The sequence below is a fragment of the Pseudomonas sp. FW305-70 genome (assembly GCF_058783925.1).
Genome location: NZ_JBYSYZ010000034.1, coordinates 34069 through 58795, shown reverse-complemented (window position 1 = coordinate 58795; position 24727 = coordinate 34069). Strand labels below are relative to the sequence as shown.

Below are 24727 nucleotides of genomic sequence, written 5' to 3'. Positions count from 1 at the left end.
AATCGTTTCAATGCGCTGGTTGCTTGCCCTGTTCTGTTTGTCTTTCGTCGCGGTGTCCCAGGCTTCTGCCCTGGAACCCCTGGACGGCAAGGTCATCGAGAAAATCCTGGTTCTCAAGTCTTCCCATCAATTGCAATTGATCAATGACGGCAAGCCGCTCAAAACCTATCGCATTTCCCTGGGCAAGCGTCCCAAGGGGCCGAAACTGATGGAAGGCGACAAGCGCACCCCGGAAGGCCTCTACTGGGTCGACTGGCGCAAGATCAGTGATAAATTCAACCTGGCGATGCACATTTCCTACCCGAACATCAGCGACTCGGCCCGCGCCCGTCGTGAAGGCGTCGAGCCCGGCGGCATGATCATGATCCACGGCACCCCGGATACCGAAGACACCCCGGAAGACCTGTTCCACACCCTGGACTGGACCGACGGCTGCATCGCCATGCGCAACATGGACATGCGCGAAGTCTGGAACCTGGTGCCGGACGGCACGATGATCGAGATTCGTCCGTAATTCCTTCGACCATTGGTCGGCATCAAAAAATAAAATCAGAAGATCGCAGCCTGCGGCAGCTCCTACGGGGTGAATACCATTTCCCTCTGCAGGAGCTGCCGCAGGCTGCGATCTTTGTCGTTTTAAAGCCCACCGCTAATACCACTTAAAACCACCCAGTCTATAACCAGCCACAATTGGCACATTCCTGTAAAACACCCGCGTTGACATGGTATGCAAGTGGTATTATTTTCGCCTCACAACCGGGCGACAACAATCCTATATCCGCATCGGACAATGCCTACATGAACGACCTACAGGCCCTGCGCCCCGACGACACCCAACCCACGCCGTTGTACCTGCAACTGGCACGCAATCTGGAAGCGGCGATCCATGCCGGCCAGTGGAAAGCCGAACAGGCCATGCCGTCGGAGCGCCATCTGAGCGAGACCCTGGGCATCTCCCGCGTCACTGCACGCAAAGCGCTGGAAGTGTTGTTCGAACAAGGCCTTATCCGCCGTAACCAAGGCTCCGGCACCTTCATCACGCCGCGCCTGGAACAACCGTTGTCGCGCCTTTCCGGTTTCAGTGAAATGCTAAGGCTCAAGGGGTTTGTGCCCAGTTCACACTGGCTGGAGCGGGAAATCACCCTGCCGACCCACGAAGAGCTGATCCGCCTCGGCCTGTCGCCCAACGACAAGGTCGCGCGGCTCAAACGCCTGCGCAAGGCCGACGACACCGTGATGGCCATCGAGATGAGCACCCTGCCCGCCTCGATCATTCCCAAGCCGCAATTGGTGGGTGATTCCCTCTACGAATTCCTCGACGGCATCGGCAAGCCGGTGGTGCGCGCCTTGCAGCATATCCAGGCAATCAACGCCTCGGACGAGTTCGCCGCGCTGGTCGGCATCGCCCCCGGCACCGCCATGCTGCTGATGACCCGGGTCGGCTACCTGGAAGACAACACGCCCATCGAAGTCACCGACACCTATTGCCGCAACGACTACTACGACTTTGTGGCAGAGCTGCGTCGCTGACAAACAGCCGGCCGCTAAAAACCGAGATCCCGACATGTCCGAAGACAACATCCTCACCGCCCACGGCTGGGTTCGCGGCCGACTGGTCCACGCCCACGGCAAGGTCGTGTCCATCGAAGGCGTCCCCTGCAATCCGGCGGACAACGACCTGCCTTATCTGCTGCCGGGTTTCATCGACCTGCACGTTCACGGCGGTGGCGGCAAAGACATCATGGAAGGCACGTCCGCCTTCGAAACCATCACCCGAACCCACGTGCGCTTCGGCACCACGTCGATGCTGGCGACCACCATGACGGCGCCGAGCGAAGAGATCACCAGCGTGCTCGAAGCCGTCGGCGAATTCTGTGAGCAGCGGCCACAAGGCTGCGCGCGGGTGCTCGGTGTGCACCTCGAAGGCCCCTACATCAACCCCGGCAAGCTCGGCGCGCAACCCAACTTCGCCCACACCGCGTTGATGGTCGAGGTCGAAGCGTATCTGGCACTGGCGCCGATCCGGGTGATCACCATTGCCCCGGAAATCGCCGGTCACGATGCCTTGATCCGCGACCTCAGCCGCCGCGGTATCCGCATGCAGATCGGCCACACCCTGGGCAGTTACGAGGAAGGCGTCGCGGCGCTGGAGGCTGGCGCCAGCAGTTTCACCCACCTCTACAACGCCATGAGCCCGCTGCATCACCGCGAGCCGGGGATCGTCGGCGCTGCACTGGCCCACGCCAAGTACGCCGAACTGATCCCGGACTTGCTGCACGTGCACCCCGGCGCCATCCGCGTCGCCCTGCGCTCGATCCCGTGCCTGTACTGCGTCACCGACTCGACCGCCGCCGCCGGCATGCCCGACGGCGAGTACAAACTCGGCAGCCACACCGTGACCAAGTGCCTGGGCGGCGTGCGCCTGCCCGACGGCACCCTGGCCGGCAGCACCCTGACCATGGATCAGGCCCTGCGCAACCTGGTGAAAATCGGCCTGCCCATCGCCGAAGCCTCGCAGCGCCTGTCGCAATTCCCCGCCGACTACCTCGGCCTCACCGAACGCGGGCGCCTGCAACCAGGGGCCTGGGCCGACTGCGTGCGGCTGGACCGCTCACTGAAACTGACCGCCGTCATGGTCGAAGGAGAAGACATTGACTTCAAAAATGCTTGAAGAGGCGCTGTCCTCGTTCGAGGCCGTGCAAGCCCAACTGCAGCAACTCGACCCGCAGATGATCGAGATCGCCGGACGCCTGCGTCGTCAGCCGCCACAAGTGGCCATGACCGTGGCGCGCGGCAGCTCCGACCACGCCGCCAGTTATTTCGCCTACCTGACCATGCAGCTGCTGGGCATTCCGGTGGCGTCGTTGCCGATGTCGGTGGTGACCATGCAGCAGGCGCCGCTGAAGGTCAGCGGCCAGGTGGCATTCGCCTTCTCGCAATCGGGGCAAAGCCCGGACCTGGTCAACAGCCTGCGCCTGTTGCGCAAGCGCGGCGCATTGAGCATTTCGCTGGTCAATGCCGAAGACTCACCTCTGGAAGCCGCCTGTGAGTTCAGCCTGCCGCTGTGTGCCGGAACTGAAAGCAGCGTCGCCGCGACCAAGAGTTTCATTGCCACCCTGAGCGCCAGCGCACGGTTGATCGGGCACTGGAAGGAAGACGCCGAACTGCTCGAAGCGGGTTTGGCCTTGCCCGACGGCCTGCGCAACGCTGCGCAACAGGAATGGAGCCCGGCCATCGAGGCCTTGCGCGATTGCCAGCGGCTGATGGTGATCGGCCGGGGCGCCGGTTTCGCCATCGCCCAGGAAGCGGCGCTCAAATTCAAAGAGACCTCGGCGATCCAGGCCGAAGCCTTCAGCAGCGCCGAAGTCCGCCACGGCCCGATGGCCCTGATCGGCGACAACTACCCGCTGCTGGTGTTTGCCCCACGGGGTGCCGAGCAGGCCGGTCTGCTGAGCCTGGCCGCCGACATGCGCCAGCGCGGCGCCCGTGTCCTGCTGGCCGCACCGGATGACGTGCGCGAGCGCGACCTGACCCTGACCCGCGCCGAACACCCGGCCCTCGACCCGATTCTGGCGATCCAGAGTTTCTACGTGATGGCCGCCGGCCTGGCCGTGGCCCGCGGCATGGACCCGGACCAGCCGCGGCACTTGAGCAAAGTCACCCGCACCCATTGAATCATTGTCCCCTGTAGGAGCGAGCTTGCTCGCGATGGACGTCAACGATGACGCGAGTTTCCTGAATGAACGCGTTGTTCTCAGGTTCTTCGCGAGCAAGCTCGCTCCTACAGGTGGCGAGCTGATCTGAACTTTTTATGAGACCGAGCCATGCATAACAACAATAAAGAGCTGACTTTAAGCGCCCCGCTCAGCGGCCCGGTGCTCACGCTCGCCAAAGTCCCGGACCCGGTGTTTGCCAGCGGTGCCATGGGCGACGGTATCGCCATCGATCCGCTCAACGACACCCTTCACGCCCCGTGTGCCGGCGTCGTGGTGCATGTCGCCCGCACCGGTCACGCGGTGACCCTGCGTGCCGACAACGGCGCGGAATTACTCCTGCACCTGGGCCTCGACACGGTCGAGTTGCAGGGCCTGGGCTTCTCGATGCTGGTCAAGGAAGGGGCGCGCGTCGCCAATGGCCAACCCCTGCTGCGCTACGACCTGGACAAGGTCGCGCAACAGTGCAAAAGCCTGGTCAGCCTGCTGATCCTCACCAACAGCCAGGACTTTCAGGCGCGGCCCATCACCCTCAAATCGGTGAAAGTCGGTGAGCCGCTGCTGCACATCATTCGTCGACAGACATCGACCGCAGAGGTCGATGTCGAGTTTGCCGGCGCAGAGATTGTCGGCCTCGTACGCATTGCGCACCGTGGCGGCCTGCACGCGCGACCGGCGGCGTTGATCCGTCAGACCGCACAAGGTTTCAAAAGTAAGTCGCAGCTGCACTTCGCCGGCAAGTCGGCCACCTGCGACAGCCTGATCGGCCTGATGGGGTTGGCCATCGGCGAACAGGCGGAGGTTCAGGTCAGTTGCCAGGGCCCGGATGCCGAAGCCGCCCTGCAAGCCTTGCTCACCGCGTTATCCACAGCCCTGGCCGAAGACAGTCACGCCGCCGCGCCACCGACGATCGCCCAACGCAATCGCCCCGTCGAAGCCGGTGTGTTGCACGGCGTCTGCGCGGCGCCCGGCCTGGTCGGCGGGCCGCTGTTTCGTCTGAATGCGATCAGCCTGCCAGTGGATGCCGGCCAGCATGATCCGCAACAGCAACGCCAGGTTCTGGACGCGGCACTGAGCCAGGTGCGCAGCGAAATCGACCACACCCTGGCCCAGGCAAAAAAACACAAGGACAGCGCTGAGGAGGCCATTTTCGCTGCACACCTGGCGCTGCTCGAAGATCCGGCCTTGCTGGACGCTGCCAGTCAATCCGTCGACCAGGGCACGGCCGCGACCCACGCCTGGCACCAGGCCATCGAAGCGCAATGCGAAATGCTCCAGCAAACCGGCAGCACATTGCTCGCCGAACGTGCCAACGACCTGCGCGACCTCAAGCAACGGGTGCTGCGCGTATTGCTCGGCGATACCTGGCATTACGACGTGCCGGCCGGCGCCATCGTCGCGGCCCATGAACTGACCCCCTCCGATCTGCTGCAACTGAGCCAGCAAGGCGTCGCCGGGCTGTGCATGGCCGAGGGCGGTGCGACCTCCCACGTGGCGATTCTGGCTCGGGGCAAAGGCCTGCCGTGCCTGGTCGCACTGGGCTCGACGCTGCTCGATCAGCAACAGGGGCAACCGGTGGTGCTGGACGCCGACGGCGGCCGCCTCGAACTGACCCCCGGCACACAGCGCCTGGCCGACGTGCGCCAGCTGCAACAGCAACAGCAACAACGCCGGGCCGAACAACAGGCCCAGGCGCACACACCGGCGCTAACCACCGATGGCCTGTGCATCGAAGTCGCCGCCAACGTGGCGTCCAGCACGGAGGCGGCAGACGCATTGGCCAATGGCGCCGACGGCGTCGGCTTGCTGCGCACCGAATTTCTCTTCGTCGACCGCCACACCGCCCCGGATGAACAGGAACAACACCAGGCCTATCAAGCCGTGCTCGATGCCATGGGCGACAAGTCGGTGATCATCCGCACCATCGACGTCGGTGGCGACAAGCAACTCGATTACCTGCCACTGCCCGCCGAGGCCAACCCGGTGCTCGGCCTGCGCGGCATTCGCCTGGCTCAGGTTCGCCCGGAACTGCTCGACCAGCAACTTCGCGCGCTACTGCACCTGCGCCCGTTGTCACGCTGCCGGATCCTGCTGCCGATGATCACTGAGGTCGATGAACTGCTGCACATCCGCCAGCGCCTCGACGCCTTGTGTACCGAACTGGGTCTGGCGCAACGCCCGGAGCTGGGGGTGATGATTGAAGTGCCGGCTGCCGCGCTGCTGGCCGAGCAACTGGCCGAACACGCGGACTTCCTGTCCATCGGCACCAATGACCTGTCGCAATACACCCTGGCCATGGACCGCGACCACGCAGGGCTCGCCGCGCGCGTCGATGCGCTGCACCCGGCTCTGCTGCGGTTGATCGCCCAGACCTGTGCCGGAGCGGCGCAGCACAAGCGTTGGGTCGGTGTGTGCGGTGCACTGGCGTCCGATCCGCTGGCCACGCCGGTGTTGATCGGCCTGGGGGTCAGCGAGCTGTCGGTGAGCCCGGTACAGATCGGTGAAATCAAGGACCGCGTGCGTCATCTCGACGCCAGCGAATGCCGGCGCATCAGTCAGGGCCTGCTCAAGCTGAGCAGCGCCAGTGCCGTGCGTCATGCCTGTCACCAGCACTGGCCTCTGAGCTAACTCTTTACAAAAGAAGAACAAAAATCCAGGGAGATCCGCCATGTACCAACTTTTCATTGAAGGCCTGCAACGCCTCGGCCGCGCGCTGATGCTGCCGATCGCGATCCTGCCGATTGCCGGCCTGCTGCTGCGCCTGGGCGATACCGACCTGCTGAACATCGCGATCATCCACGACGCCGGGCAGGTGATCTTTGCCAACCTGGCGATGATCTTCGCCATCGGCATCGCGGTCGGTTTCGCCAAGGACAACAACGGTACGGCGGGGCTTGCCGGGGTGATCGGCTACCTGGTGATGATCGCCACCCTCAAGGTGCTCGACCCGAGCATCAACATGGGCATGCTCGCCGGGATCGTCAGCGGCCTGATGGCCGGCGCGCTGTACAACCGCTTCAAGGACATCAAGTTGCCGGAATACCTGGCCTTCTTCGGTGGGCGACGGTTCGTGCCGATTGTCACCGGGTTCGCCGCCGTGGGCCTGGGCGTGGTGTTCGGCTATATCTGGCCGCCGATCCAGCACGGCATCAACAGCTTCGGCACACTGATGATGGAGAGCGGCAGCATTGGTGCGTTCGTCTTCGGCGTGTTCAACCGCTTGCTGATCGTCACCGGCCTGCACCATATCCTCAATAACATGGCGTGGTTCGTGTTCGGTAATTTCACCGACCCCACCACCGGTGCGCTGGTCACCGGCGACCTGTCGCGCTACTTCGCCGGCGACCCGAAAGGTGGCCAGTTCATGACCGGCATGTTCCCGGTGATGATCTTCGGCCTGCCCGCCGCGTGCCTGGCGATGTACCGCAACGCCCTGCCGGAACGGCGCAAGGTGATGGGCGGGATTTTCCTGTCGATGGCCCTGACCGCGTTCCTGACCGGCGTGACCGAGCCGATCGAGTTCGCCTTCATGTTCCTCGCGCCGCTGCTGTTTCTGCTGCATGCGTTGCTGACCGGCCTGTCGATGGCCATCACCAATGCGCTGAACATTCACCTGGGCTTCACGTTCTCCGGTGGCTTCATCGACATGGTGCTGGGCTGGGGCAAGTCCACAAACGGCTGGCTGGTGTTCCCGGTGGGCCTGGCGTATGCCGTGATCTACTACGTGGTGTTCGATTACTGCATCCGTCGTTTCGACCTGAAGACACCGGGGCGCGAAACCAGCGTTGCCGCCCCGCAAGTGGCGGTGGCCGACAATGAACGCGCCGGGGCTTACATCAAGGCCTTGGGCGGCGCCGAAAACCTGATCACCGTTGGCGCCTGCACCACGCGGTTGCGCCTGGACATGGTGGATCGCAACAAGGCCTCGGATACCGATCTGAAAGCGCTCGGCGCCATGGCCGTGGTACGTCCGGGCAAGGGCGGGAGTCTGCAGGTAGTGGTGGGGCCGATGGCCGATGCGATTGCCGATGAAATTCGCCTGGCGATGCCGGCGCTGGGTCGTGCCATGGTGTCGTCGCCGGTAGTGGAAATCGATGCGCCTGCACCGGCCGCCGTGGCGACACCTGAAGCGCAGCAATGGCTCAATGCGCTGGGGGGTGGCGACAATGTGTTGCAACTCGACTGCATCGCCATGACGCGCATCCGCCTGCAACTGGCCAATGGCAAGGCATTGTCGGAGTGTGATTTGAAAGCGCTGGGTTGCCAGGGTGTGAGTCAGCTGGACGGCGGGATCTGGCATCTGCTGGTTGGCGACAAGGCGGCGAGTTTGAGTGGGGCGTTGGAAGCGTTGGTCAATCGCAGTGAGGTCAGTGCCAAGGTTTAGGTTTTGGAAACACACCGAACCAGTGTGGGAGCGGGCTTGCTCGCGAAGAGGCCATCACATTCAGCATCAATGTTGCCGGTTAGACCGCCTTCGCGAGCAAGCCCGCTCCCACACTGGATCGGAGTACATCCTTTGAATCGCAACCAACAAAAAACCCGCTGAAATCTCTTTCAGCGGGTTTTTCATTTCAGCGGCACGAGAATCAGAAATCCTCCAGGCGCCACACTTCATAAGCCGGTGTCTCGTAGGGATGGCTCTGTTTCAGAGCCGCCACCACCGCGTGAATCAACTCATCAGCCACTACCAGCTCGACTTTCCATTCCTCGACCTGTTCGACCTGCCCTGCCTCGCCAATGAACGGCTGACTGCCGTCCAGTGGACGAAACTGGCCCAGGCCCAACACTTGCCATGCACAGTGATCGTAAGCACCGATCCGTCCGCCACCGGCGGCGAATACGGCACTTTTGACCATGTCGACATGACTGTCGGGAACAAAAAAGCTGAGCTTGTACACGGCTATCAGTTCACCCACACGCGAGCATTACGGAACATGCGCATCAACGGTGCATCTTCGTTCCAGTCATCGGAACGCCACGAGTTCTGCACGGCGCGGAACACACGCTCCGGGTGCGGCATCATGATGGTCACGCGACCGTCGCGGCTGGTCAAACCGGTGATCCCGCGCGGCGAGCCGTTCGGGTTGGCCGGGTAGCTTTCGGTGACCTTGCCGTGGTTGTCGACGAAACGCATCGCCACGCAACCGGACAGATCGGCTTGCAGCAGTGCTTCTTCGCTGGCGAACTCGGCATGACCTTCGCCGTGGGCGATGGCGATCGGCATGCGCGAACCGGCCATACCCTGCAGGAAGATCGAGTTCGACTCCTGGATCTGCACCATGGCAACACGGGCTTCGAACTGTTCGGAACGGTTGCGCACGAAGTGCGGCCAGAACTCGCTGCCCGGGATCAGCTCGTGCAGGTTGGACATCATCTGGCAACCGTTGCACACGCCGAGGGTGAAGCTGTCGTTGCGCTCGAAGAAGCCCTGGAACGCATCGCGGGCACGGCTGTTGAACAGCGCGGATTTCGCCCAGCCTTCACCGGCACCCAATACGTCGCCGTAGGAGAAGCCGCCGCAAGCGACCATGCCCTTGAACTCGTTCAGGTCGACACGACCGGCCAGAATGTCGCTCATGTGCACGTCGATCGCGTTGAAACCGGCGCGGTCGAACGCCGCCGCCATTTCCACCTGACCGTTGACGCCCTGCTCACGCAGCACGGCAACCTGTGGGCGGATGCCTTTCTTGATGTAAGGCGCGGCGATGTCCTGGTTGATGTCGTAGCTCAGCTTGACGCTCAGGCCCGGGTTGTCTTCTTCCAGCAGCACGTCGAACTCTTGCTCGGCGCAATCGGCGTTGTCACGCAGGCGCTGGATCTGGTAGCTGGTCTCGGCCCACTGGCGTTGCAGCAGACGACGCTGGCCTTCGAACACGGTGTCACCGTTAAAGGTGATGCCGATCTCGCCATTGTTGATTGGCTGACCGATCACCGACACGCAATCGCCCAGGCCGGCAGCGCTGAACTGCGCGAGGATGTCCGGGGTGGCGTCCTGGCGAACCTGGATCACCGCACCCAGTTCTTCGTTGAACAGGATCGCGGCGATGTCGGCGGAGGAATCCGCCAGGCTGTCGAGGTTCAGGCTCAGGCCGCAGTGACCGGCGAAGGCCATTTCAACCACGGAGGTCAGCAGACCACCGTCGGAACGGTCGTGGTAAGCCAGCAGGTGACCGTCGGCGTTGAGGCCCTGGATCACGGCGAAGAAGGCCTTCAGGTCTTCGGCGTCGTCGACGTCCGGAGCCTGCTTGCCGAGCTTGCCGTGGACCTGCGCGAGGATCGAAGCGCCCATGCGGTTCTGGCCCCGACCCAGGTCGATCAGGATCAGGTCAGTGGTGCCCTTGTCCATGCGCAGTTGCGGGGTCAGGGTCTGACGGATGTCAGTCACTGGCGCAAAACCGGTCACGATCAGGGACATCGGCGACGTGACGGACTTGTCGACGCCTTCATCGTTCCAGCGCGTGGCCATGGACATCGAGTCCTTGCCCACCGGAATGGTGATGCCCAGCTCAGGGCACAGTTCCATGCCGACCGCTTTCACGGTGTCGTACAGACGCGCGTCTTCGCCCGGGTGACCGGCAGCGGACATCCAGTTCGCCGACAGCTTGATGTCGGAGATCTTGCCGATGCGCGAGGCCGCGATGTTGGTCAGGGTTTCGCCGATGGCCATGCGGCCCGACGCCGGAGCGTCCAGCAGTGCCAGCGGAGTCCGCTCGCCCATGGCCATGGCTTCACCGGTGTAGACGTCGAAGCTGGTGGCGGTGACGGCAACGTCGGCCACCGGCACTTGCCACGGGCCGACCATCTGGTCACGGGCCACGAGGCCGGTGATGGTGCGGTCGCCGATGGTGATCAGGAAGCTCTTGCTCGCCACGGCCGGGTGATGCAGGACACGCTCGACGCAGTCGGCAATGTTCAGGGTCGACGGATCGAAGTCGTCGCCCAGCTCGGCTTCACGTACCACCGAACGGTGCATGCGTGGCGCCTTGCCCAGCAACACTTCCAGTGGCATGTCCACCGGGCTGTTGCCGAAATGGCTGTCGGTGACGGTCAGCTGGGGTTCGGCAGTGGCTTCGCCGACCACGGCAAACGGGCAACGCTCACGTTCGCAGATCGCCTTGAAACGCTCGAAGTCAGCCGGGCCGACCGCCAGAACGTAGCGTTCCTGGGATTCGTTGGACCAGATTTCGTGCGGGGCCATGCCCGGCTCGTCGTTTGGAATGTTGCGCAGTTCGAAACGGCCACCGCGGTCGCCGTCGTTGACCAGTTCCGGGAAGGCGTTGGACAGACCGCCCGCACCCACGTCGTGGATGAAGCTGATCGGGTTCTTGTCGCCCAGTTGCCAGCAACGGTCGATGACTTCCTGGCAGCGACGTTCCATTTCCGGGTTTTCACGCTGAACCGAAGCGAAGTCCAGGTCCGCCGAGCTGGTGCCGGTGGCCATGGAGGAAGCCGCGCCGCCACCCAGGCCGATCAGCATCGCCGGGCCACCGAGCACGATCAGCTTGGAGCCAACGACGATCTCGCCTTTCTTGACGTGTTCTTCGCGGATGTTGCCCATGCCGCCTGCCAGCATGATCGGCTTGTGGTAGCCGCGAACTTCGTCACCGTGCGGGGTGGTGATCGACTGTTCGAAGGTACGGAAATAGCCGGTCAGGGCCGGACGGCCGAATTCATTGTTGAACGCAGCACCGCCCAATGGGCCTTCAATCATGATGTCCAGCGCGGTAACGATGCGCTCAGGCTTGCCGTACGGCACTTCCCACGGCTGTTCGAAGCCCGGGATCTGCAGGTTGGACACGGTGAAACCGGTCAGGCCGGCTTTCGGCTTGGCACCGCGACCGGTGGCGCCTTCGTCGCGGATTTCGCCACCGGAACCGGTGGACGCGCCCGGGAACGGGGCAATCGCGGTCGGGTGGTTGTGGGTCTCGACCTTCATCAGGATGTGCACCGGTTCCTGCACCGCGCCGTACTGGCGGGTTTCAGGGTCCGGGAAGAAACGACCGGCCACGGAACCGACGATCACCGAAGCGTTGTCCTTATAAGCCGACAGGACACCTTCGTTGTGCATCTGATAGGTGTTCTTGATCATGCCGAACAGGCTTTTATCCTGGCTTTGGCCGTCGATGTCCCAACTGGCGTTGAAGATCTTGTGACGGCAGTGCTCGGAGTTCGCCTGGGCGAACATCATCAGTTCGATGTCATGCGGGTTGCGCGAAAGGCCCACGAAGGCGTTGACCAGGTAGTCGATCTCGTCTTCGGCCAGGGCCAGGCCCAGCTCGGTGTTGGCTTTTTCCAGCGCGGCGCGGCCGCCACCCAGCACGTCGATGGCGGTCAGGGGTTTCGGTTCGGCGTGGCTGAACAGACCGGCGGCCTGTTCGAGGTTGCCCAGCACGATCTGGGTCATGCGGTCGTGCAGACCGTCAGCGATCAACCGGGCTTCAGCATCGCTGAACTGGCCGGCCACGTAGAACGCGATACCGCGCTCCAGGCGCTGGATTTTCGCCAGGCCGCAGTTGCGGGCGATGTCGCTGGCCTTGCTCGACCACGGCGAAATGGTGCCGAAACGCGGCAGCACCAGAAACAGACGACCGGTCGGCTCCTGTACCGGAACGCTTGGACCGTACTTCAGAAGGCGCGCAAGCACCTGCTGTTCGTCGCCGGTCAGGACGCCGGTAACTTCGGCGAAGTGAGCGAATTCAGCATACAGGCCGCTGACAGCCGGAACCTTCTGGCTCAGTTGCTCAAGGAGCTTGCTGTGGCGAAAGGCGGAAAGGGCAGGAGCGCCGCGCAGGATCAACATCTTCGGGACAGCCTCGGGAAGGGGTGTGCTTTGAGGCCGTGCATTCTAGCCTAAACCGCCCGCGACATCACCCGAAACGCTACGCACGGTTGCACTCGGGTGTCGATCTGTGTTTCTGCCCCGAAAGTCAGGTTAACCGGGCGTGTGACGACAGCTTATTTTTACTGTCACAAAATGCAGACAAGGCCCGTTCCTGCGGGGTTTCGGCCGGTTTTGTGATCTCTAGCAGACTCGCCCTTCACTGTCGAGATATGGCGCCCGTGGTCCTTTGCGTATACTGCGCAGATGTTTTTCCCAATGGCTTTGCGTCCGCGGTACGCCAAATGGCTGATCGCAACCGGACTCTTCCTGATGCTCGGTGCCTGTGTTGATAAACCCAACACGCTCGAGCGCGTAAAGGAGGATGGCGTGCTGCGGGTGGTTACCCGAAACAGCCCTGCCACCTACTTTCAGGATCGCAACGGTGAAACCGGCTTCGAATACGAGCTGGTGAAGCGCTTCGCCGACGATCTGGGGGTCGAGCTCAAGATCGAGACCGCCGACAACCTCGATGACCTGTTCAACCAGGTCGGCAAGCCCAACGGCCCGGTGCTGGCGGCGGCCGGCCTGGTCAGCAGCGAAGAACGCAAGAAGCAGGTGCGCTTCTCGCACTCCTATCTGGAAGTCACCCCGCAGGTCATCTACCGCAACGGCCAGTCACGGCCGACCGACGCCAAGGACCTGGTGGGCAAGAAGATCATGGTGCTCAAGGGCAGCACCCACGCCGAACAACTGGCAAAGCTGAAACAGAAGTTTCCCGGCATCGAATACGAAGAGTCTGACGCAGTCGAGGTCGTCGATCTCCTGCGCATGGTCGATGAAGGCCAGATCGACCTGACGCTGGTCGACTCCAACGAAGTCGCGATGAACCAGGTGTACTTCACCAACATCCGGGTCGCCTTCGACCTCGGTGACGCCAGCAACCAGAGCTGGGCCGTCGGGCTGGGCGACGACAACAGCCTGCTCAACGAAATCAACGACTACCTCGACAAGGTCAAGAAAAACGGCACCCTGCAGCGCCTCAAGGATCGTTACTACGGGCACGTCGACGTGCTCGGCTACATGGGCGCCACCACCTTTGCCCAGCACTTGCAGCAACGCCTGCCCAAGTACGAACAGCACTTCAAGTCCTACGCCAAGAAAGAGAAAGTCGACTGGCGCCTGCTGGCGGCCATCGGCTATCAGGAATCCCTGTGGCAACCGGCCGTCACGTCCAAGACCGGTGTTCGCGGCCTGATGATGCTGACCCAGAACACCGCACAGGCCATGGGCGTGTCCAACCGCCTCGATCCGAAACAAAGCATCATGGGCGGCGCCAAGTACCTGGCCTACATGAAAGACCAGCTCGACGACTCGATCCAGGAACCGGACCGTACCTGGTTTGCCCTGGCGGCCTACAACGTCGGCAGCGGCCATCTGGACGACGCACGCAAACTGGCGGCCAAGGAAGGATTGAACCCGGACAAATGGCTGGACGTGAAGAAGATCCTGCCGCGCCTGTCCGAGAAGAAGTGGTACAGCAAGACCCGCTACGGCTACGCCCGCGGCGGCGAACCGGTGCATTTCGTGGCGAACATCCGTCGCTACTACGACATCCTGACCTGGGTAACCCAGCCACAGCTTGAAGGCGACCAGGTCGCCGAGGGCAAACTGCTGGTTCCGGGGATCGACAAGAGCAAGCCGGCGCAGGAGCCTGCGCCACTCTGACAGAACAACCGAGATCAAATGTGGGAGCGGGCTTGCTCGCGAAGACGGAGTGTCAGCTAACAGAGATGTTGACTGATAAACCGCTTTCGCGAGCAAGCCCGCTCCCACATTGGTAATCTGTTGGCTTTAAGATTTGGCAGCAGCCGCCAGAATCAGCGCCTTCATCTCCGACACAGCCGACTTGAAGCCAACGAACAACGCATGGGCCACCAGCGCATGCCCGATGTTCAGCTCGTTGATGCCCTTGATCGCGGCCACGGCTTCAACGTTGTGATAATGCAGGCCATGCCCGGCATTGACGATCAGGCCCTGGGCCAGGCCGAAGGCCACGCCATCGGCAACACGCTTGAGTTCTTCGGCGACTTCGGTCGGTGTCTCGGCATCGGCATAACGCCCGGTGTGCAGTTCGATGGCCGGGGCGCCAACACGGCGCGAGGCTTCGATCTGACGCTCGTCGGCGTCAATGAACAGCGACACCTCGGAGCCGATCTTCGACAGGCGTTCGACCGCCGCCCTGATCCGCGCTTCCTGTCCCGCCACGTCCAGTCCGCCTTCGGTGGTCAGCTCCTGACGGGTTTCGGGCACCAGGCAGATATGCGCCGGGCGGATGCGTTCGGCGAACTGCATCATTTCTTCGGTGATGCCCATTTCGAAGTTCATGCGGGTTTGCAGCACATCCTTGAGCACCAGAACGTCGCGCTCCTGAATGTGCCGGCGGTCTTCGCGCAGGTGCACGGTGATGCCGTCAGCGCCCGCCTCTTCCGCGTCCAGCGCTGCCTTGACCGGGTCCGGATAACGGGTGCCCCGGGCCTGACGCAGGGTGGCAACGTGGTCGATGTTCACGCCAAGAAGAATACGGGTGCTGGTGGTCACGGAAAGCGCTCCAGAAGAAGAGAAAGTTCAGTGCACAGCATACACGGGGAAATTACGGCTTTCGAAACAACTCGCGGGAAACCAGTGGGCGTCCACCCAGATGCACGGCCAATGCCTGACGCATCAAACGCTTGGCCGCCGACAGCGCACCCGGTGCGCTCCAGTCTGCATCGGCCATCGCCAGCAGTTCGGTGCCGTTGAACAGACCCGGTTGCAGCAGGTAGACCCGCTCCAGCCCGGCATCCACTTGCAAACGGTAGAGACCGTCGGGGGCGATGGCCTCATCGTGGATATCCGCAGTCAGTGAGAATCCGTAGCCAAGATCATCGAGCAAGCGCCATTCGAACGAACGCAGCAACGGCTCCAGCGCCCGACCTTCGGCCAGAGCAAGCAGGGTCGCGGCGTAATGTTCGAATACGGCGGGATGGGGATCTTCGGCAGGCAACAGGTGAATCAGCAGCTCATTGAGGTAAAGACCGCTGAACAGCGCCTCGCCATTGAGCCAGGTGGAAACACCGGCACTTTCCATGCGCCCGACGTTCTTCAGCTCGCCCTTGCCCCGAAACTCGACTTCCAATGGCACGAATGGCCGCGCCAGCGTCCCGGCCTTGCCCCGCGCACTGCGCAACACCGCCCGCAGCCGGCCTTGCGGCGTCAGGAAATCCACCAGCGCACTGTTTTCACGGTAGGCGCGCGAATGCAGGACGTAGGCGGGTTGGGCGATGGGCGGAGTTGAGGACATCAAGTCTCACATACTGTAGGAGCGAGCTTGCTCGCGATGGTGGATAACGATAACGCGGGCTTTCTGAATGAACGCGGCGCTCTCAAGTCCATCGCGAGCAAGCTCGCTCCTACAGGGGGGCTTTCGGGGTACTACAGGTCGCCGTAACCCAGCGAACGCAGCGCACGCTCGTCATCGGACCAGCCGCCCTTAACCTTGACCCACAGGTTGAGCATGATCTTGGAGTCGAACAGCAGCTCCATGTCCTTGCGCGCTTCGGTGCCGATTCGCTTGATGCGCTCGCCCTTGTCGCCAATGATGATTTTCTTCTGGCCATCGCGCTCGACGAGGATCAAGGCGTGGATGTGCAGGGTCTTGCCCTGCTGCTTGAACTCTTCGATTTCAACGGTGATCTGGTATGGCAGTTCGGCGCCCATCTGGCGCATGATTTTCTCGCGCACAAGCTCCGCGGCGAGGAAGCGGCTGCTGCGGTCGGTGATCTGGTCTTCCGGGAAGAAGTGATCGTTTTCCGGCAAGTGCTCGGCAATCACCCGCTCCAGTGCATCGAGGTTGTGCCCGTGCTGCGCGGAAATCGGGATGATCTGCGCATTCGGCAGCTGCTCCTGCAACCAGCTCAGGTGCGGCATCAGCTCGGCCTTGTCTTCGATGCGATCGGTCTTGTTCAGCGCCACGATCAGCGGGCCGGTCACGTACTGGACGCGCTCGAGCACCATCTGGTCCTCTTCGGTCCACTTGGTGCGGTCGACCACGAAGATCACCACGTCGACGTCTTTCAACGCCGCCGAAGCGGTCTTGTTCATGTAGCGGTTCAGGGCCTTCTCGCCACCCTTGTGCATACCGGGGGTGTCGACGTAGATCGCCTGCACGTCGCCCTCGGTCTTGATACCGAGCATGTTGTGGCGGGTGGTTTGCGGCTTGCGCGAGGTGATTGCCAGCTTCTGACCCAGGATGTGGTTCAGCAGCGTGGACTTGCCCACGTTCGGACGGCCGACGATGGCAACATAGCCACAGCGCGTTGCGTTTGTATCAGTCATTGCCATTCTCCACACCCAGGGCAATCAGTGCTGCGGCGGCCGCTACCTGTTCGGCAATACGACGGCTCACACCCTGACCTCGGCTTTTCTCATTCAGTAAGATGATTTCGCATTCGACGAAGAACGTCCGGCAATGCGGCTCACCCTGGATATCCACCACTTCGTAACGCGGCAGCTCACAACCACGGGACTGCAGGAACTCTTGCAGGCGGGTCTTCGGATCTTTGTTGGTGTCGACCAGCGTCAGGCCTTCGAACTCTCCAGCCAGCCAGGCGAGCACACGCTCGCGGGCCACTTCCATGCCGGCATCGAGGTAGATCGCACCGATCAGCGCTTCGAGGGCATCGGCCAGAATCGACTCGCGACGGAAACCACCGCTTTTCAGCTCGCCCGAGCCCAGGCGCAGGTACTCGCCCAGATCGAAACCACGGGCCAGTACGGCCAGGGTCTCACCTTTCACCAGGCGTGCACGCAAACGCGACAACTGGCCTTCGCGGGCCAGCGGGAAACGCTCGAACAACGCCTCGCCGGCGACGAAGTTGAGGATGGCGTCACCGAGGAATTCCAGGCGCTCGTTGTTACGCCCGGCAAAACTGCGGTGAGTCAGGGCCAGGACCATCAGTTCCTGATCCTTGAAGGTGTAGCCGAGCTGACGCTCTAGACGGCTTAAGGAGACGCTCACGGTTTACCCACGCTGAGTTCGTGGTTCGATTGCACTGCCATCGCCGTGAGGCGGCGCAGGCTTGGGACAATTAACGCTGTGTTCAAAAATAACGTCCTGAATATCATTGGCTTCATGCTTTTTTCCGTCACCTTCTTCAGGTTCCAGAAATGCATTCGGCGCTGTGTTCAACAGCGCCGTGTTTGATTACTTGATCAGGCCAACCCGCGAGAAATTCGGCAGGTGACTGAGTTTGGGTTCCGGCCAGCTCATCCAGACCGCGAAGGCCTTGCCGACGATATTCTTGTCGGGAACCATGCCCAGCAGATCCTTGGGAATGTTCGGATCATCCCAGTAGCGACTGTCGTTCGAGTTGTCGCGGTTGTCGCCCATCATGAAGTAGTGCCCGGCCGGCACGGTCCACGAATGGTCCGGCATGGCGCGGTAGCGACTCATCTCTTTACGGATCATGTGCTCGGCGACGCCGAGTTTTTCCTTGTAGAGCTCGGCGCTGCCCAGCGTGCCCGGCTCGGAGCCGACCAGTTGCTCGGCAATCGACTGACCGTTGACGAACAGACGCTTGTCGGCGGTGTAGCGAACCGTGTCGCCCGGCAAGCCAACCACACGCTTGATGTAGTTGACGTTCGGATCGCTCGGGTAGCGGAATACCATCACATCACCGCGCTGCGGATCACCGACTTCGATGACTTTCTTGTCGATCACCGGCAAGCGGATCCCGTAGGAAAACTTGCTCACCAGGATGAAGTCACCGACATCCAGGGTTGGCTTCATCGAACCGGAAGGAATCTGGAACGGTTCCACCAGGAACGAACGCAGCACCAGCACGATGAACAACACCGGGAAGAACGACTTGCCGTATTCGACCAGCAGCGGCTCTTTGTTCAGCTGCTCGACCACGACCATGTCAGGCTGGCTGACGCTGCCCTGATAGGACGCGATGGCGGCACGCCGACGCGGGGCCAGGATCAACAGATCGAGCAACGCCAACAGGCCGCAGACAAATACGGCGATGACCAGCAACAGCGGGAAATTTAGTGACATAGGACCTAACTATCCAACCTGAGCACTGCAAGGAAGGCTTCCTGTGGAATTTCCACGTTGCCGACCTGCTTCATGCGTTTCTTACCGGCCTTTTGCTTTTCCAGCAGCTTTTTCTTACGGCTGACGTCACCACCGTAGCATTTGGCCAATACGTTCTTTCTGAGCGCCTTGACGGTTGTCCGCGCCACAATCTGCCCGCCAATGGCGGCCTGGATTGCCACGTCGAACATCTGCCGAGGAATCAGATCCTTCATCTTCTCGGTCAGCTGGCGACCTTTGTAGTGCGAATTGTCACGGTGCACGATCAGCGCCAGGGCGTCGACCTTGTCACCGTTGATCAGCACGTCCAGTTTCACCAGGCTGGCCGATTGGTAACGATCGAAATGGTAGTCCAGAGAAGCATAGCCGCGACTGGTGGATTTCAGACGATCGAAGAAGTCCAGCACCACTTCGTTCATCGGCAAGTCGTAGGTCACCTGTACCTGAGAGCCGAGGAACAGCATGTCGACCTGTACACCGCGTTTTTCGATGCACAGGGTAATGACGTTGCCCAGGTGCTCTTGCGGCACAAGAATATTGGCGCGCACGATCGGCTCGCGCATGTCTTCGATGGCAGACAGGTCCGGCAGCTTCGACGGGTTATCGACGTAGATCGTCTCGCCGGTCTTGAGCAGCAGCTCGAAGATTACCGTAGGCGCGGTGGTAATCAGGTCCAGGTTGTACTCGCGCTCCAGGCGCTCCTGGATGATTTCCATGTGCAGCATGCCGAGGAAGCCGCAACGGAAGCCGAAGCCCAGGGCGTCGGAGCTTTCCGGCGTGTATTGCAGCGAAGAATCGTTGAGGGTGAGCTTTTGCAGCGCCTCGCGGAAGTCTTCGAAGTCGTCGGAGCTGACCGGGAACAGGCCGGCGTACACCTGCGGCTGAATGCGCTTGAAGCCGGGCAGCACGTCGACGTCCGGCGTCGAGCTCAAGGTCAGGGTATCGCCCACTGGCGCACCGTGAATGTCCTTGATGCTGGCAATGATGAAGCCCACTTCGCCGGCCTTCAGGTCAACGGTCGGGGTGTGTTTCGGGTTGAATACACCGACGCTGTCCACCAGGTGGATCTTGCCGGTGGACTTGACCAGGATCTTGTCGCCCTTCTTCACGCGGCCGTGGCGCACGCGAACCAGAGAGACAACGCCCAGGTAGTTGTCGAACCAGGAGTCGATGATCAACGCTTGCAGCGGATCTTCGATGTTGCCGGTCGGCGCAGGAATGGTGGTCACCAGGCGCTCGAGTACTTCATCGACGCCCAGACCGGTCTTGGCAGAGCAAGTGACCGCGTCGGTGGCATCGATGCCGATGATTTTTTCGATTTCTTCCTTGACACGCTCAGGATCGGCCTGTGGCAGGTCGATCTTGTTCAGCACCGGCATCACTTCCAGGCCCTGCTCGATCGCCGTGTAGCAGTTGGCAACCGACTGCGCTTCAACGCCTTGACCGGCGTCGACCACCAGCAGCGCGCCTTCACAGGCCGCCAGCGAACGGCTGACTTCGTAGGTGAAGTCGACGTGGCCGGGGGTGTCAATGAAGTTCAGCTGGTAGTTGATACCGTCTTTGGCTTTGTAATACAGAGTAACGCTGTGCGCCTTGATGGTGATCCCGCGCTCGCGCTCAAGGTCCATGGAGTCCAGGACCTGGGCTTCCATTTCGCGCTCGGCCAGGCCGCCACACATCTGGATGAAGCGATCGGCCAGCGTCGACTTGCCATGGTCAATGTGGGCGATGATGGAGAAATTGCGGATATGACTCAAATCACTCACGGATCAACACTCAAAAAGGCTGCAGGCATAGCCCGCCGAAAAATAGCCGGGAATTGTACCTGATCCACGGCACTAGCGTCACGTTCGCAGGTCAGACGGCACCTACAAAAACGCCCCGGTCTTGCGACAAGGGCGTTTTTGATCGTCAAAGCGCTCGGAAAAAGCCCGCCATCAACCGGCCCGGCGCAACAGCCAGAGCCCGGCTACGGCACAAATACCCGCCGGCACCAGCACCGAAAGCAACGGTGGGAAGCCGAACACCTGGCTCGAAGGGCCCAGCAGATCCTGAACGATGCGGAAGGTGAAGCCCACCAGCACGCCTGTGAACACCCGTTGACCCAGGGTCACCGAACGCAGCGGACCAAAGATGAAGGAAATCGCCATCAACACCAGGGCGGCAGTCACCAGCGGCTGCAACACTTTGACCCAAAATGCCAGCCAGTAACGGCTGTTGTTCAACCCCTGGTCCGCCAGGTAGTGGATATAACCCCACAGACCGCTGATCGACAGCGACTCTGGCACCATGACCACAGTGCTCAGCAATTGAGGGCTCAAGGCCACGTTCCAACGCTCGACCGGGGTCGACACCACTTCAGTGCTGCGCTCGTGGAACACCGTGGTCGTGACGTCCGTCAACTGCCAGTGATCCGTGTCGAACTCGGCACGCTTGGCGAAACTCGCCGACAGCATGTGCCGCTCGCTGTCGATACGATAGCGGGTCACGCCGTACAGGATGCCGTTAGGCTGCACCGAGTTGACGTGAATGAACTCATCGCCCTGGCGGTGCCACAAGCCGTGCTTGGCGCTTTGAGCATCGCCGCTGCCCTGGGCCAGCGAGCGATTGGCCTGCGCGGCGGTTTCAGCGGGCGGAGCGACGTACTCGCCAATCAGCAAGCCAGCCAGCATCAACACCAGCATCGGTTTCATGACCGCCCAGACAATCCGGCCGATCGACACACCGGCGGCGCGCATGATCGTCAATTCACTGTTGCTGGCCAGAGTGCCCAGGCCGATCAGGCAACCGATCAGCGCGGCCATCGGCAGCATTTCGTACATCCGGCGCGGCGCCGTCAGCGTCACATAGCCCAGCACATCGACCAGGGTGTAGGTATCGCTGACCTCACCCATCTCGTCGATGAAGGCAAACAGCGTCGCCAGACCAAGAATGATCCCGAGCACCGCGAGAATAGCCATGAACACGCTGCTACCAATGTAGCGATCCAGCTTAACCACGGGCCACCTCCAGCGCGCTGCGGCGACTCGCCCGCTTCAAGCGCAAAGGTTCCCAATAAAGCAGGCCCAGGCCAATGGAGAGGAAAATCCCGTGCACCCACCACAAGCCCACCGCGGCGGGAATCTTGCCTTTATCCAGGGCACCGCGGGCGGCAATCAGAATGCTCAGGTAAGCCATATAAAGAAGAATCGCCGGCAATAATTTGAGGAATCGGCCCTGACGCGGGTTTACCCGCGCCAGCGGCACCGCCATCAAGGTCACGATGAACACCAGCAATGGCAGCGAGATGCGCCATTGCAATTCGGCGCGCATGCGAATGTCTTCGCTGCCGATCAACGTACGGGTCGGCATCGCATCGCGGTCGGTGACTTCGTCGCTGACTTCCGGTTTTGGCAGCAACACACCGTACTCGTCGTATTTGATCGCCCGGTAGTCGGCCTGCCCCGGACTACCGTCATAGCGATAGCCGTTATCCAGGATCAGGTAGCGGTTTCCGTCCGGGCGAATTTCCTGACGCCCCTTTTCCGCCACCAGCACGGAAATTCCGCGATCCTTGTTGTTGGAACTGATGTTCTTCTGCGAGATGAACACGCCACCCAGGTTCACGCGATCATCCGACATGCGCTCGGTATAGGTGACCCGGGTGCCGTCACGCAGGGACTGGAAGCGCCCCGGCTCCAGGGTATCGAATTCGGTAAGGGCATCCTGCCTGTTCAGCAGCAACTGAAACTGATTGGCTCCCTGTGGCGCCAGGCTCAGGCTCAGCCACGCGACGATGAGTGCAACCAGGGTGGCCGGAAACATCGTCATCCAGACCAGCCGCTGCTGGCTCATGCCGGTGGCCGAGAGCACGGTCATTTCGCTTTCGAGGTACATCCGCCCGTAGGACAACAGGATCCCGAGAAACAGCCCCAGCGGCAGGATCAACTGGAGGAACCCCGGCATGCGAAAGCCCATGATCAGGAACAGCGAGCCCGGATCCAGCAGGCCCGAGGCGGCCTGGGCGAGGTATTTGATGAAGCGACCGCTCATGATGATGACCAGCAGCACGGCGCTGACGGCGCTCAAGGTCAACAGGACTTCGCGGGACAGATAACGGAAGACGATCAAACCAGACACTCCAGGGTTGTCAGGCTAAGGCGGCCAAACAAGCAAACGTATCGGGCGGCCCGCAAGACAGAGCCGCCGAAAAAAGATGGCGCATTATCCTGTGATTGGGTGCGCCTGTCACTGCGCAATGCATTGGGCAGGTGTAGGAGCGAGCTTGCTCCGGGCGGCGTTCCGACGATGGTCGTCAATGATAACGCGGGGAGCCTGAAGCCCCGCGGTGGTCTCGGGTTCTTCGCGAGCAGGCTCGCTCCTACTGGGTCGTCAATTCCGTGAAGATCGTACAACCGAGGGTTGTCAGCCGCCGGTAGCGAGGTTCAAACTGCGGCCTTTGTCGCCGGTCGATCCTGGCGCCTTTCTTTTACAAGCAATCGACGCACATAAGGTGTCGGGCGCATGCGTGATAACCATCAATTCAGGGACCCGGACATGGAACTGGTTGTAAAAAGCGTCAACCCGGAAACGTTGAAGACCGCCACTCTCGTGGTCTCCGTCGGCGAAGGCCGCAAGCTCGGCGCCGTTGCCAGACAACTCGACGAACTGAGCGGCGGCGCGATCAGCGCAGTGCTCAAGCGCGGCGACCTGGCCGGCAAGGTTGGCCAGAGCCTGTTGCTGCACAGCCTGCCTAACCTCAAGGCCGAGCGTGTGCTGCTGGTGGGCACTGGCAAGGACGACGAACTGGGTGACCGCCCGTTCCGCAAAATCATTGCCGGCATCCTCAACACCCTGAAGGGCCTGGGCGGCAGCGACGCGGTACTGGCCCTCGACGAAGTCGTGGTCAAGGGCCGCGACAGCTATGGCAAGACGCGCCTGCTGGCCGAAACCCTGGTGGACGGCGAGTACAGCTTCGAGCAGTTCAAGAGCCAGAAAGCCGAACCCCGCGCCCTGAAGAAAATCACCCTGCTGACCATCAAGGCCGCCCAGGCTGAAGTGCAGCGCGCCGTGACTCACGCCACTGCCATCGCCAACGGCATGGCCTTCACCCGTAACCTGGGCAACCTGCCACCCAACATCTGCCACCCGACCTTCCTCGGTGAGCAGGCGAAAGACCTCGGCAAGGAATTCAAGGATCTGAAAGTCGAAGTCCTCGACGAGAAGAAGATCAAGGCCCTGGGCATGGGTTCGTTCTACGCCGTAGGCCAGGGCAGCGCCCAGCCGCCACGCCTGATCGTCATGCAATACAACGGCGGCAAGAAATCCGAGAAGCCGTATGCGCTGGTCGGCAAAGGCATCACCTTCGACACCGGCGGCATCAGCCTCAAGCCAGGCGCCGGCATGGATGAAATGAAGTACGACATGGGCGGTGCCGCCAGCGTGTTCGGCACCCTGCGTGCCGTGCTGGAACTGAAGCTGCCGATCAACCTGGTGTGCATCCTGGCCTGTGCCGAGAACATGCCGAGCGGCAACGCTTCTCGCCCTGGCGACATTGTCACCACCATGAGCGGCCAGACCGTGGAAATCCTCAACACCGACGCCGAAGGCCGTCTGGTGCTGTGCGACGCCCTGACCTACTCCGAGCGCTTCAAGCCGCAAGCGGTCATCGACATCGCGACCCTGACCGGTGCCTGCGTGGTCGCTCTGGGTTCCCACACGTCGGGCCTGCTGGGCAACAACGACGAACTGATCGGCCAACTGCTGAGCGCCGGCAAGGCTGCCGACGACCGCGCCTGGCAACTGCCGCTGTTCGATGAGTATCAGGAACAGCTGGACAGCCCGTTCGCCGATATCGCCAACATCGGCGGCCCGAAAGCCGGCACCATCACCGCCGCCTGCTTCCTGTCGCGCTTCACCAAGAACCTGAACTGGGCGCACCTGGACATCGCCGGCACCGCCTGGACCAGCGGCGGCAAGGACAAGGGCGCCACTGGCCGTCCGGTTCCTCTGCTGACCCAATACCTGCTGGACCGCGCCAAAGCCTGAAACCAATGACCCTGGGGGGCATTGCTTTCG

General features: G+C 61.8%; 18 protein-coding genes. 8 read left to right on the top strand and 10 right to left on the bottom strand.

Annotated elements, in window-relative coordinates:
• Positions 1 to 10 precede the first annotated feature (10 nt).
• The 6 genes from AC3WN7_RS21760 (at position 11) to nagE (ending at position 8097) form a co-directional block, all read left to right on the top strand.
• Positions 11 to 514 (top strand): L,D-transpeptidase family protein, encoded by a 504-nt coding sequence (locus tag AC3WN7_RS21760; RefSeq protein ID WP_095964845.1) that lies wholly within the window; start codon positions 11 to 13, stop codon positions 512 to 514.
• A gap of 284 nt (positions 515 to 798) precedes the next feature.
• Positions 799 to 1530 (top strand): GntR family transcriptional regulator, encoded by a 732-nt coding sequence (locus AC3WN7_RS21755; protein WP_095964844.1) that lies wholly within the window; start codon positions 799 to 801, stop codon positions 1528 to 1530.
• Positions 1531 to 1564: 34 nt separating this feature from the next.
• Positions 1565 to 2671, top strand: coding sequence for an N-acetylglucosamine-6-phosphate deacetylase (gene nagA / locus AC3WN7_RS21750; RefSeq protein WP_095964843.1), 1107 nt, complete (start codon positions 1565 to 1567; stop codon positions 2669 to 2671).
• Complete coding sequence (locus tag AC3WN7_RS21745; protein WP_102674872.1) at positions 2652 to 3674, top strand: SIS domain-containing protein; 1023 nt, start codon at positions 2652 to 2654, stop codon at positions 3672 to 3674. The genes nagA and AC3WN7_RS21745 overlap by 20 nt, the downstream gene beginning before the upstream one ends.
• A 150-nt stretch (positions 3675 to 3824) precedes the next feature.
• The gene (ptsP, locus tag AC3WN7_RS21740) at positions 3825 to 6341 is read left to right on the top strand and encodes a phosphoenolpyruvate--protein phosphotransferase (RefSeq protein ID WP_102674871.1); all 2517 of its coding nucleotides are present in this window, start codon (positions 3825 to 3827) and stop codon (positions 6339 to 6341) included.
• A gap of 40 nt (positions 6342 to 6381) precedes the next feature.
• Positions 6382 to 8097: an N-acetylglucosamine-specific PTS transporter subunit IIBC gene (gene nagE / locus AC3WN7_RS21735; RefSeq protein WP_102674870.1), complete on the top strand. Its 1716-nt coding sequence runs from the start codon at positions 6382 to 6384 to the stop codon at positions 8095 to 8097.
• A gap of 202 nt (positions 8098 to 8299) precedes the next feature.
• Here the strand turns inward: nagE and AC3WN7_RS21730 are convergent, their stop codons facing one another.
• Together AC3WN7_RS21730 and purL are read right to left on the bottom strand one after the other, a co-directional pair.
• Positions 8300 to 8611, bottom strand: a complete 312-nt coding sequence (locus AC3WN7_RS21730; RefSeq protein ID WP_102674876.1) for a YqfO family protein — start codon at positions 8609 to 8611, stop codon at positions 8300 to 8302.
• A 5-nt stretch (positions 8612 to 8616) separates the two neighbouring features.
• Positions 8617 to 12513 (bottom strand): phosphoribosylformylglycinamidine synthase, encoded by a 3897-nt coding sequence (gene purL, locus AC3WN7_RS21725; RefSeq protein WP_102674869.1) that lies wholly within the window; start codon positions 12511 to 12513, stop codon positions 8617 to 8619.
• Between the two features lie 285 nt (positions 12514 to 12798).
• Here purL and mltF point away from each other — a divergent pair, with 285 nt between their 5' ends.
• On the top strand, positions 12799 to 14259 hold the full coding sequence (gene mltF, locus AC3WN7_RS21720) for a membrane-bound lytic murein transglycosylase MltF (RefSeq protein WP_102674868.1): 1461 nt from the start codon (positions 12799 to 12801) through the stop codon (positions 14257 to 14259).
• Between the two features lie 126 nt (positions 14260 to 14385).
• Here the strand turns inward: mltF and pdxJ are convergent, their stop codons facing one another.
• The 8 genes from pdxJ to lptF all read right to left on the bottom strand — a co-directional run bounded on the left by pdxJ (position 14386) and on the right by lptF (position 22780).
• Positions 14386 to 15132 carry a pyridoxine 5'-phosphate synthase gene (gene pdxJ, locus AC3WN7_RS21715; RefSeq protein WP_102674867.1) on the bottom strand — a complete coding sequence of 249 codons (747 nt, stop codon included), beginning with the start codon at positions 15130 to 15132 and terminating at the stop codon, positions 14386 to 14388.
• A 52-nt stretch (positions 15133 to 15184) separates the two neighbouring features.
• On the bottom strand, positions 15185 to 15874 hold the full coding sequence (recO, locus tag AC3WN7_RS21710; protein WP_102674866.1) for a DNA repair protein RecO: 690 nt from the start codon (positions 15872 to 15874) through the stop codon (positions 15185 to 15187).
• 131 nt (positions 15875 to 16005) lie between these two features.
• A complete protein-coding gene (gene era, locus AC3WN7_RS21705; protein WP_007973959.1) occupies positions 16006 to 16908 on the bottom strand; it encodes a GTPase Era in 903 nt (300 codons plus the stop codon).
• Entirely contained in the window at positions 16901 to 17590 is a 690-nt protein-coding gene (rnc, locus tag AC3WN7_RS21700) for a ribonuclease III (protein ID WP_007973960.1), read from the bottom strand. Before rnc ends, era begins: the two co-directional genes overlap by 8 nt.
• A 186-nt stretch (positions 17591 to 17776) precedes the next feature.
• A complete protein-coding gene (gene lepB, locus AC3WN7_RS21695; RefSeq protein WP_102674865.1) occupies positions 17777 to 18631 on the bottom strand; it encodes a signal peptidase I in 855 nt (284 codons plus the stop codon).
• Between the two features lie 5 nt (positions 18632 to 18636).
• Positions 18637 to 20436: a translation elongation factor 4 gene (gene lepA / locus AC3WN7_RS21690; RefSeq protein WP_007973962.1), complete on the bottom strand. Its 1800-nt coding sequence runs from the start codon at positions 20434 to 20436 to the stop codon at positions 18637 to 18639.
• A 171-nt stretch (positions 20437 to 20607) separates the two neighbouring features.
• Positions 20608 to 21669, bottom strand: a complete 1062-nt coding sequence (lptG, locus tag AC3WN7_RS21685) for an LPS export ABC transporter permease LptG (protein WP_095964833.1) — start codon at positions 21667 to 21669, stop codon at positions 20608 to 20610.
• Positions 21662 to 22780, bottom strand: a complete 1119-nt coding sequence (lptF, locus tag AC3WN7_RS21680) for an LPS export ABC transporter permease LptF (protein ID WP_102674864.1) — start codon at positions 22778 to 22780, stop codon at positions 21662 to 21664. Before lptF ends, lptG begins: the two co-directional genes overlap by 8 nt.
• Positions 22781 to 23206: 426 nt before the next feature.
• On the opposite strand from lptF, the gene AC3WN7_RS21675 reads away from it, so the two are divergent.
• On the top strand, positions 23207 to 24697 hold the full coding sequence (locus AC3WN7_RS21675) for a leucyl aminopeptidase (RefSeq protein WP_102674875.1): 1491 nt from the start codon (positions 23207 to 23209) through the stop codon (positions 24695 to 24697).
• Positions 24698 to 24727 lie beyond the last annotated feature (30 nt).